The sequence below is a fragment of the Actinomyces mediterranea genome (assembly GCF_900155595.1).
Classification (GTDB): Bacteria; Actinomycetota; Actinomycetes; order Actinomycetales; family Actinomycetaceae; genus Pauljensenia; species Pauljensenia mediterranea.
Map to the genome: position 1 here is coordinate 1 of NZ_FTPB01000004.1, position 13,001 is coordinate 13,001.

The window sequence follows — 13,001 nt, forward strand, 5'->3', positions numbered from 1 at the left end:
ACCATCACCACCACCCCCACACCCCTACCCCAAACACCCCCACAAAACCCACAAGCAGGAAGCAACAAATACAACACCCACACATATAGACATTCGCAAGATATCCGGACCCCATCTCCGACGGATATGTTGACGTATTGTGCTCTCACCCAGTCGGCTTGACAGCGTTTCGGGGGGTAACGTTTCTCCTGCTATCGGAGTATTTACTCAGTAACCAATGCAGGGAGGACATTCGCCGTGTGGAAGAAGATCAGCGTCATTCTCGGAACTAGTGCACTCGCACTCACGCTTGCAGCGTGCGGCCAGACTGGCGAGCAGAATGCCAAAGAGACCGCTACTCCTGTTGGAGAGATTCAGAGTCAGGAGACTGCCGCAACTGATACCAAGAGTACGGAGTCCTCCAACAAGACAAGCGAGCAGAGTGACATCGCCCAGTTCCTCGAGTCCTATGAGTCTTATATTGACGAGTACCTCGCTTTCAGTGAAAGGTACAAGTCTAGCGGTAACATTATGGCAATGGCGCAAGAGGCTATTGACATGCAGAAGAAGGCCAGCGAGCTCACCACCGAAGCGGAGGAATTGAAGAACAAACAGCTGAGTGCTGAAGAACTCGCTATGTACACCGAAGTGATGGCGCGGTGCACGGAAAAGGCCGCTACAGCCGCTCAGAATATTTCCGAAGCGACACTGGGCAACGCTGGCTGATCACCTCGCCGCGTGAGACGTCGTGGCATTGGTGTTCGTCTGCAACGTTCGGCGTAGATGCCGACGCTCGCGAATGGCGAGGCCAGCGTGCCACAGCGCATACGCGACCAAGCACGTTGCGAGAGGCATTCGCACGAGTGCTTTCACTTGCGGCGTCAGTGCAGTGGTGAGATGGCCCGCAAAGGGAATCCAATAGCGTCGAATGCCCCGGATCTGCTTGGGACGCACGGGGCTCGCATCAAGAGAGGCATTGGCATCTCCCTTCATCGAATAGGCGACTTCGCCGGATGAATCGATGCTGCGAGAAAGAATGCGATGGGTGACCAGAGTGTCGTCGTCGGGATTCGGCATATAGGTGATGACAGTTCCGGGAGACAGGCTCTGCGCCTCAGCCTCGTTGAGCGGAGAGACCACGACCAAGGATCCCGACGGCATCGATGGGGCCATCGACCCGGTCAAGATGGTCAACGGAACCCACCCCATGACGGCGGGGATCACGCTGACGAGGATCGCGAATACAGTGAGTGCCCCGATGAGCATCGGGGCCGCAATCGACCACAGGAGTCGACCACAGCGCTTCACAACAGCAGGGAGGCGCCCGCCCACGTGTGTGACGTCCTCAGTACCGACCGACGCCGGAGTCGGGACGTGTGAATGCGTCGGAGGACGGCCCGCCTCAGTGAGTGAAGCGGACCGTCCTTCGAGCCTCGTGAGAACGATGTGCATCGACTGGTTCGGACGGATCAGCCTGCGAAGGGAGTGTTCTCGGGGCGCAGTTGCTGCTCCAGAATGACTGTGAAGTCGGAGATGGAGATCGCCTGCGCCTGCTCGGCGGGGGCCTTCGCCCATCCCCCGCCCTCGTGCGGTGCCTTCGTCGAGTCGCCCCGCAACTCGGGCAGTGCAGAGGTCTCATTGTCAGCGCCCATCTCGTAGGTGAGCGTTGCGCTGACCGTACAGATCTTGCCGTTGTCCTTCTCGGTGAGGTTCGCGTAATTCGCGCCGCCGCAGTCGATCCGGGGGCTTACTGTAATACCGGGGATGGAGGTGTCGAGTCCTTCGGGGAGTACCGCAAGGGTCGCCGTGAGATTCTTTCCCTGGAGGTTGAGGCGCACTTCGGAGGTGTAGGTGACGACATCGCCGGGAACGATCTTCTCAGTCGAGGGGTCGAAGGGAACGGTCGCATCACCATTATGATCCGAGTCCGGCGTGTTGATCATCCATGAGGGGCTGCCGATCTTTTCGATGGCGAGGGTTCCCGTAGTGATGGTTCCGCCGTCGAGGGCGGCTTCGTCATACCAGCGGGCGAAGGTTGCTCCTGAGCCGGCCAGGAGTGCGATGGCTGCGCCGAGGGCGAGGAGGGAGCGGGTGGAGTGAGACATGGTGGTGTCCTTCATCAGTAGACGTGTGTGTGACAGGGGCGGGTGCGGTGGGCGCACAACGGTGTCATGCGCCCACCGCATCACGGATTACTCGCCGGCGACAAGGACGTCCTTGTCGCCCTGGCGCTCGACCTTCAGCTTCCCGGTGGGGACGCTGATCCGCGTAAATGCGGTGGATTCCATGGACTCGTAGAGTTCAGCGGTCGTCCCGCGGACGAGGGCGATGGAGTCGGTCCCATTGCCGTCCCAGTCGCCAACGTACACCGCATCAGTAGCACGGCCGACCTGGATTCCCGCTGTCGGCGTCGCGAGGCGGCCGTTCTCCTTGTAGGCGACGACTCGTGCTCGCATGCGGACTGCGAAGGTCGCGTGTCCATCGCCGTTCCAGTCTCCCCATAGGATCGTCGTGTACTTCTTGCCCTCGGACTTGGTGACGTAAAGGGGCTTCTCCGGCTCGGTGAGGGTGACCGTCACAGTCGTCGAGGTCGATCCGCTGTCTGCGATGAACCTCGCCTTCATGGCGTACTCGTTCGCCGGGGCCTCCTTGGGAACGCGCAGGGTGATGGTTGCGCTTGCAGTTCCTTCCGCCACGTCTGCGACCTCGACCTCGTCGGCGCTCCATCCTGCGGGCAGGTCGGAGAGGGCGAGAGTTCCGCCCTTGGCGCCGGGCGCGACGAAGTTATCGACGTCGATGGTGACGGGGATGTTCTTCGTGCCTGCCTCAGCGGTGACTGCGGGAGCACTGAGCGCGGTGCACACGCCGCCGATCCAGCCGATCGGGAAGTGGCGGTAATAGATGCCCAGAGATTGCCGATTGTCTTCGGAGAGTAGGCCGATCTGTCCATCGGGCTGGACGGCGATGGTGGAGTAGCTGGTGTTCTCCTCGCGGAAGATCTTCTTGAACGGCCAGGTTTGGCCGTCATCGCAGGACATCCAGATCGTGCCGTTGTGTCGATCCCACTGGTCCCAACTCGCGCCTTGAGCATTCGAGAAGAGGAGGACTTTGGAGCGCGGATCCGAGGGCTGCGCATTCGGGAAGGCTCGAATGATTTGAGCATTATTGCGCGAATCGACGAGCGTTGGGTCGAAGTGTTCGGACGTCCAGGTTTCTCCGGCATCGTGCGAGAGTGCAACGATGCGTTTACCGGAGCGCTCCTTGTCACGAGAGTTCAACATGAGTGTGCCGTCGGAGAGCTCGACGACCTTGTTTTCATCCATACGGTTTCCGATCGGCTGACCGCGGTGCCACGTGTCGCCATGATCGTCGGAGTAGACGGACACTGCGCGCTGGTTCCACCAGCCCTCATCGACGGTGAACTGCTGAATAAGTCGGCCCGGATGGGCGCCGCGAGTGGTCTGGATGCCCTGGCCGGATGCGGCGAAGCGCCACCGGTCACTCTGGTGGGGGTTGACGACATTGGTGATGACCTGATGCGTCCAGGTGTAGCCATTATCGAGCGACTTCGAGACCTCGACCTGAACGACGTTCCGATCATCGGCGCTGTTGCCGAAGCTCTTCGCATTCGGAAGCCCGACGATGAAGCTCTTCACATGGAAGTTGAAGATCGTTCCAGTCGTGTTGTCCACGATGTACGAGGGGTCTGAGTAGCCCTCCTGCTTCTGGCAGTCGAGAGAGGGGACACCCCGATGGATGTACGTCTTCGGACCCCAGGTCTTGCCGCCGTCAGTGGATCGGCGCTGCACGATGGAGTTCGGGTTCGGCGAGTCATCGCGGCCGCTGAGGCTTCCGTCCCAGCAGGTGCGGACACGGGGGCGCTCATCGAAAGAGGCAAGGATGTCGCCATTGGGGGCGACGGTGATCGCGGGGATCCGGTAGTAGTCGGTGCCCTGCTGGTGGATGAGTTCGGTGCGCTCGCTCATATCGCCGACCAGATCCGCATTCGCGTCGAGGGGCGATGAGGGCTCGGCCGAGGGGTAGTCGGCTGTGACCGTCAGTGCTTCGGCGTTCAGAGTTTCTTCGTGATTGAGATCCGCGCCGTTGTATTCACCGACTGTGATCTGCGGGAGCCACAGCTGTGATTGTACGTCTTCCCCGGTGATCTCATGTGTGAGGTTGGCGCAGGTGAGAGTCGACGGGGCAGTCTTCTCACAGGTCGGTGCACCATCGAAGGTCGACTTGAGCACCTGGTAGGTCTTGTCGTCGGATACGCCGCCGAAGGTAGCGCTGTAGGTGACGATGTCACCCTCTGTATACGCGGCCTGTGCCTCGCTCGTCTGGATCAGTTCTTCGCCCCAGAAGCGGGTGGCTTTTACGGGGACCGCCTGTCCGGAAATGGTTCCGGTCGTGCCCAGCGCCTCACCCTGGTATCCGGGGGCCTGCGTCATGAGCTCCACGGTGGGGGTGAAGGATCCCGCTGCGATGTCGTCCTTGGTCACCACATGGGTGATGAATCGTTTGGGGACGCTGGCCTTGCAGTCGGTCTTCGTCTGGCCCGCATCGATTTTCGACCATTTGCAGCCTGCGTAGTTGTCGAGGTTCGACTTCGTGACGGTCACGGAGCGCGTCTCATCGGCGGTGTTTGTCACGCTGAGAAGGAAGCCGATGGTATCGCCAACGTCGTAGACGTCTTTGGGATTCGCATCAGGGTCGAGGGTGATCTCGACGTTGAGATTCGCGTCGCTGCCGATGGCGAAAGCGGACGGTGCGGTGGTGGTAAGGCCCGTGAAGGCCAGGGCGCCGACTGCCATGAGGGCTGATAGTCGGTGAGCGCGAGAGGAGGTCGTCGTACTCATAGATGCTCCTGTATCCGGGACGGGAAGCGTCGCTGCTCCCATTGAATTTGTCAGACGACATTTGTCTGACGACTGACACCGTATCGTCAATATGTCGAGAAGGGGAATAGTTTGTGAGTAACCCTGAGAATAATTCAGGGTTGGCTGAAAATTGAAAATTGTCCGAATAATGCTAGGAAATAAGCAATGATCAGGAGAATAAAAAATTTAAAATAATCTGCTATCTCAGGGTAAACCCTGAGTTCTGTGGCGATCTCCACGATCGGATGAGGCCGCCGCTGAGGAAGCAGAGAGATCCCGGAGTGCATTCCGCCCCGAACACGGCACTAACGAATGAACGAGGGCGGGAGTGTATGCGAGGGGGCCCGGTGCATCGGCACCGGGCCCCTTAAGCGTTGAATGATCAGCCCATGCCGCCGAGAACCTGGGCGACCAGGATCTTGCCGATCATGGCCACCGGGTAGATGAGCGCGTATCCGAGAGACACTCGCGGATCCGCATTCGTACGGCCGTTGGCGAACGCGAGGACGGCCGGCTGAGTCTGGACGCCCCCGATCATGCCGGACAGCTGAGTGCCGCCCATCTTGAAAATCCACCGCATCGTCGTGTACACGCCAACTGCGATGATCGTCGTGATGATAAAGCCGAGGATGAAGATGTTGATCCACTCACCCGAGGTGAAGGCCTCAGCGATCTGTCCGCCCGCCTTTGCCCCCGCCTGTGCGAGGAACACGAGAAGACCGAGCTCAGCCATCACCTGGCACGCGGTGAATGGCAATGATGTGACGACCGGCCCGATGCGGCCGATGCGGCCGAAGACGAGTCCCACGATGAGGGTGCCCGCTGCGGCGCCGATAGAGAAGGTGTCGCCGCCGGGCATGGGGATGGGCAATTCGCCCAGCGCAATGCCCAGGGCCATGCCGATGCCGAGCGCGACTGGGTTGAGGTCCGACAGACCGCGCGCCGAGTCGCCGAAGAACTTCGTAATCGCCGTCATTTTCGACGTCGGGGCGACAACGCGAACGCGGTCCCCCTGCTGAAGCACTAGGCCCGGTTCAGCGATCATGTCGACATCGCCGCGGCGCACGCGCGAGATCGTCGCGGAGAACTGCTTGGCGAGATTGAGATCTGCAACCGTGCGCCCCGCAACCTTGGGATCCGACACGGTGACGCGGCGGAAGTCGAGGTAGGAGCGGTCCTGCATGAGGGAATGCGACGATGCGTGACCGAGTTCGGTGGCAGCGCGGGCGACGAGCTCACGCGGACCGACGACGGTGACGAGGTCTCCAGCATCGAGGGTGTCCGACATGGAGGGGCGGGTGATCGGCCCGGTCTCTCCGCGGCGCAGGCGCGAGAATGTCACCTTCGAACCGAGCTTGTCGTAGATGTCGCCAACGAAGGGGTGGTCGTCGCGCTCAACGCGGATCGTCCGATTCGCAAGCGGCGAGGGCGCGTCCCGATCGTTCTTGCCATACGCGAGGGCGGCCATCGACGCTGCGAGCATGCCGATGACGCCGAAGAGGTAGGCGATCGAGTATCCGACGGTTGCGCGGTCCAGTTGCCCCGAGGCGTCGCCCGCAGCTGCGAGCGCCGGAGTGTTGGTGACAGCGCCCGCGAAGGTTCCCGAGATGAGGGCGATGTCCATACCGAGGGCCTTGCCGACGCCGAGTCCCACGGCAGCCGCGGCAATGTAAATGACGATGACCGTCAGGATCGGACCGATCGCCGTCTTGAGGTTGTGGAAGAAGGAGGCGCCGGAGTTGATGCCGATTGCGAAAGTGAAGAGTGTCAGCCCGAGGGTGCCCAACTGCGGGGTGACCCGCAGTTCGATGCCGTACGACTGAGCCCATGCGGCGAGGCCGATAGCGAAGAACAACACCGCCGCAGCACCGAGGCCGATTCCCTTGACCTTGATATGGCCGAACGCCATGCCGACGCCGATGAGGAGGAAGAGGAAGAGCACTGGTTGTTCTGCCAGTAATGCGAACACTGTTGCCACAGTTTTTCAGACTCCCAAACAAGACATGCGTAGTGAATACAGACCCGCTCAGTATCTCAGGAAACCCTCGGTCACGGGCCAGCCGATCGTCCCACATGAGCGAGTCTGATGGGACACACGCCGCTGCTCGATCCGCGCCCCACCCGCAGCGGGTCCGGAGTGTGAGACGTCAAGTATCGGCACCAGGATGCGGCCTACCGTTGGACACGTGCTCAACATTCACCTGGTTGGTATTCGCGCCCTCGTCCTCGTACCCGGGCGTGCGAATCCTGCCGCGTGAACACGGATGGATCGCACGCCTATTCCCCTACGCGAATGCGGATGGGGATTTTTTGTTGGGATCCACCCACCCCGATTGAGAGGACGATGCGGTGACAGACACTCCTGATACCCAGACAATGACCGGAGCCGAGGCGATCGTCGCCAGCCTTGAGGCACTCGGTGTGACAGATATCTTTGGCATGCCCGGCGGAACGATTCTGCCGACTTTCGACCCGCTGATGGACTCGAAGCTCAACTTCATCCTCGTGCGCCACGAACAGGGAGCCGGACACGCGGCTGAGGGCTACGCCCTCGCAACCGGAAAGACCGGCTGTGCGATCGTCACCTCGGGGCCCGGCGCGACTAACACCCTGACAGCACTCGCCGACGCTAATATGGACTCAGTGCCCCTCGTCGTTATCTCCGGCCAGGTGGGCGCCTCCCTCATCGGCACTGACGCCTTCCAGGAAGCGGATATCGTCGGCGCCTCCATGCCGCTGACCAAGCATGCTTTCCTCGTCACCGATGCCAACGAGATCCCCTCGCGTTTGGCCGAGGCCTTCCAGATCGCCTCGACCGGACGCCCCGGTCCCGTCCTCGTCGACATCACCAGGTCCGCGCAGACCGCGACCATGGAATTCTCGTGGCCCCCGGCAATCGACCTTCCCGGCTACAGGGTCGCCGGGAAGCCCCATAAGCGTCAGGTCCGCGCGGCGGCAGAGGTCATCAACGGGGCCCAAGCGCCCGTCCTCTACGTCGGGGGCGGCGTCATCCGATCCGGATCCTCGAAGGATCTCGCAACCCTCGTCGAATTCACCGACGCTCCCGTCGTCACGACCCTGACGGCCCGAGGCGCCTTTCCCGACTCCGATCCTCACAATCTCGGCATGCCCGGAATGCACGGCACCGTCGCAGCCGTCGGCGCCCTCCAACGCGCCGACCTCATCGTCGCCCTCGGCGCGCGCTTCGATGACCGCGTCACCGGCAAACTTGATTCCTTCGCTCCTCGTGCCAAGGTCGTTCACATCGACATCGACGCGGCGGAGATCTCCAAGAACCGTGTCGCAGACATTCCGATCGTCGGCGACCTCGCCACCGCGCTCAGCGCCCTCGTCTCAGAGATCGAGGACGTGCAGGCGGACGTCGGCCGTTCCGACATCTCAGGATGGTGGCGCTACATCAATCGCCTCAAGGAGCGTTACCCGATGGGATGGTCGCCCTCCGAGGACGGGCTCATGGCTCCTCAGCACGTCCTGACGCGCCTGTCCGACATCGTGGGCCCCGAGGCCGTGTACGTCACCGGCGTCGGCCAGCATCAGATGTGGGCGGCGCAGTTCATCGACTATGAGTCGCCCCGCCATTTCATCTCCTCCTCAGGGCTCGGCACGATGGGGTACTGCATCCCTGCCGCCATGGGGGCGCAAGTCGGCAGACCCGACACCGTGGTATGGGCGATCGACGGCGACGGCTCCTTCCAAATGACGAACCAGGAGCTCGCGACCTGTGCCATCAACGGCATTCCGATCAAGGTCTGCCTCATCAACAATTCGGTGCTCGGCATGGTGCGCCAGTGGCAGTCGCTCTTCTACCATAAGCGCTACTCGAATACGACGCTCAACCCCGTCGATGGCGATCAGATCCCGAACTTTGAAATGCTCGCCAAAGCCTATGGAATGGCGGCGCGGACTGTAAGATCCGCAGACGAGATCGACGAGGCGATTGAATGGGCGATGTCGGTCAACGATCGGCCCGTCCTTATCGACTTCAGGGTCTCCAAGGACGCGATGGTGTGGCCGATGGTCGCCGCGGGCGTGTCCAATGACGAAATCCGCTATGCCAAGGGCATGGCGCCCGATTGGGATGTGGAGGACTGACACATGGGACAGATGCACACACTCTCGGTGCTCGTGGAGAACAAGCCCGGCGTCCTCACCCGGGTCTCAGCCCTCTTCGCGCGCCGCGCATTCAACATCAAGTCGCTCGCGGTGGGTGAGACCGAGCACGCCGAAGTCTCGCGCATGACGATCATCGTCGAGGCGGATGATCAGCCCTTCGAACAGGTCACTAAGCAGCTCAACAAGCTCATCAACGTCCTCAAAGTGGTCGAGCTCGACCGCGACGACTCCGTGGAGCGGCGTCTGCTGCTGCTCAAGGTTCGCGCCGATAACACTCGGCGCACCTCAGTCCTCCAGGTCGTCGACCTGTTCCGCGCTCACGTGGTCGACGTCCAGCCCGAATCGGTCGTCATCGAGTCGATCGGTTCACTATCCAAACTCGAAGCGCTCCTGCGCGCCCTCGAGCCCTATGGTGTCACTGAAATCGTCCAATCGGGCGCCGTGGCGATTGGCCGCGGATCCCGCTCGATCACGGATCAACTGAAGGAGAAATGACAATGGCAGAGATCATCTATGACGACGGTGCGGATCTGTCGCTCATCCAGTCCACAACCGTTGCCATCATCGGCTACGGATCACAGGGGCACGCTCACGCGCTCAACCTCAAGGACTCGGGTGTGAATGTGGTCGTCGGTCTGCGCCCGGGTTCCTCCTCTTGGGAGAAGGCAGAATCTGCCGGACTGACCGTGAAGGACGTTCCCGAGGCAGTCAAGGACGGCGACGTCGTCATGATCCTGGTCCCCGACCAAGTGCAGCGCTACGTCTACTCCGAGCAGATCGCCCCGAACCTCAAGCCCGACGCCGCACTGTTCTTCTCCCACGGCTTCAACATCCGCTACGGCTACATCACTCCCGAGGCGGGCCACGACATCTGCATGGTCGCCCCCAAGGGCCCCGGCCACACGGTTCGCCGCCAGTACCTCGAGGGCAAGGGCGTCCCCGCCCTCGTCTGCGTCGAACAGGACGCCTCGGGCAAGGCTCTCGACCTCGCCCTGTCCTACGCGAAGGGCATCGGCGCGACCCGCGCCGGCGTCATCGAGACGACCTTCACCGAGGAGACCGAGACAGATCTCTTCGGCGAGCAGGCCGTCTTGTGCGGCGGCGTCTCGAAGCTCATCCAGTACGGCTTCGAGACCCTCACCGAGGCCGGCTACATGCCGGAAATGGCCTACTTCGAGGTCTGTCACGAACTCAAACTCATCGTCGACCTCATCAACGAGGGCGGCCTGACCAAGCAGCGCTGGTCATGCTCCGACACCGCAGAATACGGGGACTACGTCTCCGGTCCGCGCGTCATCGGCCCGCAGGTCAAAGAAGCAATGAAGGAGGTTCTCGCGGACATCCAGGACGGCTCCTTCGCCCGCCGCTTCATTGCCGACCAGGACAATGGGGGCCTCGAATTCAAGGCGCTGCGCGCCGAGAACGAGGCGCATCCGATCGAGACCACCGGTCAGAAGCTGCGCGCAGCCTTCGGTTGGACCTCCGTCGACGCCGACTACACGGACGGCTCCGCAGCCCGCTGAACCCTCTTTAGCGCTCGGCCCCGCCCCCAGCAAGAGGGCGGGGCGCCCGTTTGCCGGACGTGCAGACCACCCCGTGGACGGACTTCCTCGACGGTGTGGCGGGGGAAGACAATGAGGCCATGACGACACTTGATCTTGCAGTCATCCCCGGTGATGGAATCGGAACGGAGGTCGTGCCCGAGGGCCTCAAAGTCCTCGCCGCCGTCCTCGAGGGAACCGACATCACCCTTAAGACCACCGACTACGACCTCGGCGCCGAGCGCTGGCACCGCACCGGCGACACCCTCACCGATGAGGATCTCGACGCGATCAAGGGACACGACGCGATCCTGCTCGGAGCCGTCGGCGACCCGTCCGTCCCCTCGGGCGTCCTCGAGCGCGGTCTGCTGCTCAGGCTGCGCTTCGCACTCGACCACTACGTCAACCTGCGCCCGTCGAAACACTACGGGGGAGTTCCCAGCCCCCTCGCCGACCCCGAGGGCATCGACTTCATCGTCGTGCGCGAAGGGACAGAGGGCCTGTACTGCGGCAATGGGGGAGCGGTGCGCGTGGGCACCCCTCATGAGATCGCCACCGAGGTCAGCGTCAACACCGCATTCGGTGTGGAAAGGGTCGTGCGCTATGCCTTCGCACTCGCCGACTCGCGCCCCGCGAAGCACCTCACCCTCGTCCACAAGCACAATGTCCTCGTCAATGCCGGGCATCTGTGGCGGCGCACGGTCGAAGCGATCGGAGCCCAGTACCCCGACATTCGCGTCGACTACTGCCATGTCGACGCCGCGACTATCTACCTGGTGACCGACCCCCGCCGTTTCGACGTCATTGTCACGGATAATCTTTTCGGCGACATCCTCACCGATGAGGCGGGTGCCATCACCGGGGGCATTGGATTGTCCGCCTCGGGCAACATCAACCCCGACGGGGACTTCCCCTCCATGTTCGAACCCGTCCACGGCTCCGCGCCGGATATCGCCGGGCAGGGCATCGCGGATCCGACTGCGACGATCGCCTCCGTGGTGCTGCTTCTCAACCACCTCGGGCACCCGCAGCTCGCTGAGCGCGTCGAGGCCGCCATTGAGGCGGACATGGCCGCCCGCGCCGCCGCAGCCGCAGCGGGCGAACCCCTCGCGCGTTCGACATCGCAGATCGGGGACGCCATCGTCGCCGCTCTCGCCTGACGCCCGAAATGTCTACCGCCCCGGTCACATGACGGAACCGGGGCGGCAGGCGCTGTTGAGGGTCCTATCCTGTCAAGAGACGAACGACCACAAGGAGGATCGGATGGCATCGCAGCTTCATAACCCAACCGAACTTGAATCCCTGGGAGATCAGCCGATCGCCATCGCCGACGACCTCGCCGGTCGCTTCCCGCTGACCCCCAACCCCTCCCCGGCGCCCCGAGAGCGCTACGAGAAGATCATGGGGGAGTTGTCCTTTGGTAGGCAGTTCACCGATCATATGGCGCATATGCGCTGGTCGAAGGATGAGGGGTGGCACGACCGCGGAGTCATCTCCTACGGCCCCCTCGGCCTCGTGCCGGGTGCGGCCGTGCTGCACTACTCCCAGTCGGTCTTCGAGGGCATCAAGGCCTACCGTCACGAGGACGGCTCCATTTGGACGTTCCGCCCCGGATACAACGCCGCGCGACTCAACCACTCTGCGCGCCGCTTGGCGCTTCCACAGCTCCCCCGTGAAGACTTCGTCGCCTCTCTCGTCGACTATGTGCGCGCCGATGCGAAGTGGGTCCCCGAGGGGGATGGGACGAGCCTGTACCTGCGCCCCTTCATGTTCGCCTCCGAAGAGTTCGTTGGCGTCCACCCCGCAGGCGTCGTCGACTATTACGTCATCGGCTCCCCGTCCGGCCCCTACTTCGCCTCCGGATTCACGGGCGTGTCCATCTGGGTCGTCAAGGGCTATCATCGTGCGGGCCCCGGCGGAACGGGCGAGGCCAAGTGCGGCGGCAACTACGCCGCATCCCTCATGCCGCAGATGCAGGCCGCTGAGAGGGGATTCAGCCAGGTGTGCTTCCTCGACACATACGAGGAGAAGTACCTCGAAGAGCTCGGCGGCATGAATATGTTCGTCGTCATGGCCGACGGCACTGTGCACACTCCCGAACTCAGCGGAGTCATCCTCGAAGGCAGCACACGCTCAGCGATCTGCACGATGCTGCGCGCTCAGGGCACCGAGGTGCGCGAGGAACGGATCGCCCTCGATGATCTCGTCGCCGACATCCGCTCGGGCAGGGTCACGGAGGTCTTCGCCTGCGGCACCGCTGCAGTCGTCACGCCGATCACCCGCTTGGCGAATGACGATTTCGATGTGGAACTGCCGGTGGGGGAGACAACACGGCGCATCCACAAGGACCTCACCGACATTCAGATGGGCAGGGCGGACGATCCCTTCGGATGGACGTACCGCCTGTGCTGAATCGCCGTTCGCCGTGACTCGGCCGGGGCGTGCTCTCGACAATGGTTCGAGGTCA

The 13,001-nt window shown here is 62.4% G+C and carries 10 protein-coding genes; 6 read left to right on the forward strand and 4 right to left on the reverse strand.

The window, feature by feature from the left end; genetic code table 11:
- The first annotated feature begins 237 nt into the window (after positions 1 to 237).
- Positions 238 to 705: a DUF6591 domain-containing protein gene (locus BQ7471_RS03980; RefSeq protein ID WP_076464455.1), complete on the forward strand. Its 468-nt coding sequence runs from the start codon at positions 238 to 240 to the stop codon at positions 703 to 705.
- Here BQ7471_RS03980 and BQ7471_RS03985 read toward each other — a convergent pair whose 3' ends face one another.
- The 4 genes from BQ7471_RS03985 to BQ7471_RS04000 all read right to left on the reverse strand — a co-directional run bounded on the left by BQ7471_RS03985 (position 706) and on the right by BQ7471_RS04000 (position 6,837).
- A complete protein-coding gene (locus BQ7471_RS03985) occupies positions 706 to 1,431 on the reverse strand; it encodes a signal peptidase I (protein WP_159438511.1) in 726 nt (241 codons plus the stop codon). It abuts the gene before it with no gap.
- Positions 1,432 to 1,448: 17 nt separating this feature from the next.
- On the reverse strand, positions 1,449 to 2,084 hold the full coding sequence (locus BQ7471_RS03990) for an alternate-type signal peptide domain-containing protein (protein WP_076464457.1): 636 nt from the start codon (positions 2,082 to 2,084) through the stop codon (positions 1,449 to 1,451).
- An 87-nt stretch (positions 2,085 to 2,171) separates the two neighbouring features.
- Positions 2,172 to 4,838, reverse strand: coding sequence for an exo-alpha-sialidase (locus BQ7471_RS03995; protein ID WP_076464458.1), 2,667 nt, complete (start codon positions 4,836 to 4,838; stop codon positions 2,172 to 2,174).
- 403 nt (positions 4,839 to 5,241) lie between these two features.
- Positions 5,242 to 6,837 (reverse strand): aspartate:alanine exchanger family transporter, encoded by a 1,596-nt coding sequence (locus BQ7471_RS04000; protein ID WP_076464460.1) that lies wholly within the window; start codon positions 6,835 to 6,837, stop codon positions 5,242 to 5,244.
- Positions 6,838 to 7,235: 398 nt separating this feature from the next.
- Here BQ7471_RS04000 and BQ7471_RS04005 point away from each other — a divergent pair, with 398 nt between their 5' ends.
- The 5 genes from BQ7471_RS04005 (at position 7,236) to BQ7471_RS04025 (ending at position 12,946) form a co-directional block, all read left to right on the forward strand.
- Entirely contained in the window at positions 7,236 to 8,972 is a 1,737-nt protein-coding gene (locus BQ7471_RS04005) for an acetolactate synthase large subunit (protein ID WP_235821309.1), read from the forward strand.
- 3 nt (positions 8,973 to 8,975) lie between these two features.
- Positions 8,976 to 9,488 carry an acetolactate synthase small subunit gene (gene ilvN / locus BQ7471_RS04010; protein WP_076464463.1) on the forward strand — a complete coding sequence of 171 codons (513 nt, stop codon included), beginning with the start codon at positions 8,976 to 8,978 and terminating at the stop codon, positions 9,486 to 9,488.
- Between the two features lie 2 nt (positions 9,489 to 9,490).
- Positions 9,491 to 10,516: a ketol-acid reductoisomerase gene (gene ilvC / locus BQ7471_RS04015; protein ID WP_076464464.1), complete on the forward strand. Its 1,026-nt coding sequence runs from the start codon at positions 9,491 to 9,493 to the stop codon at positions 10,514 to 10,516.
- Between the two features lie 119 nt (positions 10,517 to 10,635).
- Complete coding sequence (locus BQ7471_RS04020; protein WP_076466126.1) at positions 10,636 to 11,694, forward strand: 3-isopropylmalate dehydrogenase; 1,059 nt, start codon at positions 10,636 to 10,638, stop codon at positions 11,692 to 11,694.
- Between the two features lie 103 nt (positions 11,695 to 11,797).
- A complete protein-coding gene (locus tag BQ7471_RS04025) occupies positions 11,798 to 12,946 on the forward strand; it encodes a branched-chain amino acid aminotransferase (RefSeq protein ID WP_076464466.1) in 1,149 nt (382 codons plus the stop codon).
- The last annotated feature ends 55 nt before the right edge of the window (positions 12,947 to 13,001 follow it).

Bases quoted from the DNA above. Each gene is read 5' to 3' on its own strand.
- BQ7471_RS04020 (WP_076466126.1), top strand. From the start codon at position 10,636: ATGACGACACTTGATCTTGCAGTCATCCCCGGTGATGGAATCGGAACG.
- ilvN (WP_076464463.1), top strand. From the start codon at position 8,976: ATGGGACAGATGCACACACTCTCGGTGCTCGTGGAGAACAAGCCCGGC.
- BQ7471_RS04005 (WP_235821309.1), top strand. From the start codon at position 7,236: ATGACCGGAGCCGAGGCGATCGTCGCCAGCCTTGAGGCACTCGGTGTG.
- BQ7471_RS04025 (WP_076464466.1), top strand. From the start codon at position 11,798: ATGGCATCGCAGCTTCATAACCCAACCGAACTTGAATCCCTGGGAGAT.
- BQ7471_RS03985 (WP_159438511.1), bottom strand. From the start codon at position 1,431: ATGCACATCGTTCTCACGAGGCTCGAAGGACGGTCCGCTTCACTCACT.
- BQ7471_RS03995 (WP_076464458.1), bottom strand. From the start codon at position 4,838: ATGAGTACGACGACCTCCTCTCGCGCTCACCGACTATCAGCCCTCATG.
- BQ7471_RS03990 (WP_076464457.1), bottom strand. From the start codon at position 2,084: ATGTCTCACTCCACCCGCTCCCTCCTCGCCCTCGGCGCAGCCATCGCA.
- ilvC (WP_076464464.1), top strand. From the start codon at position 9,491: ATGGCAGAGATCATCTATGACGACGGTGCGGATCTGTCGCTCATCCAG.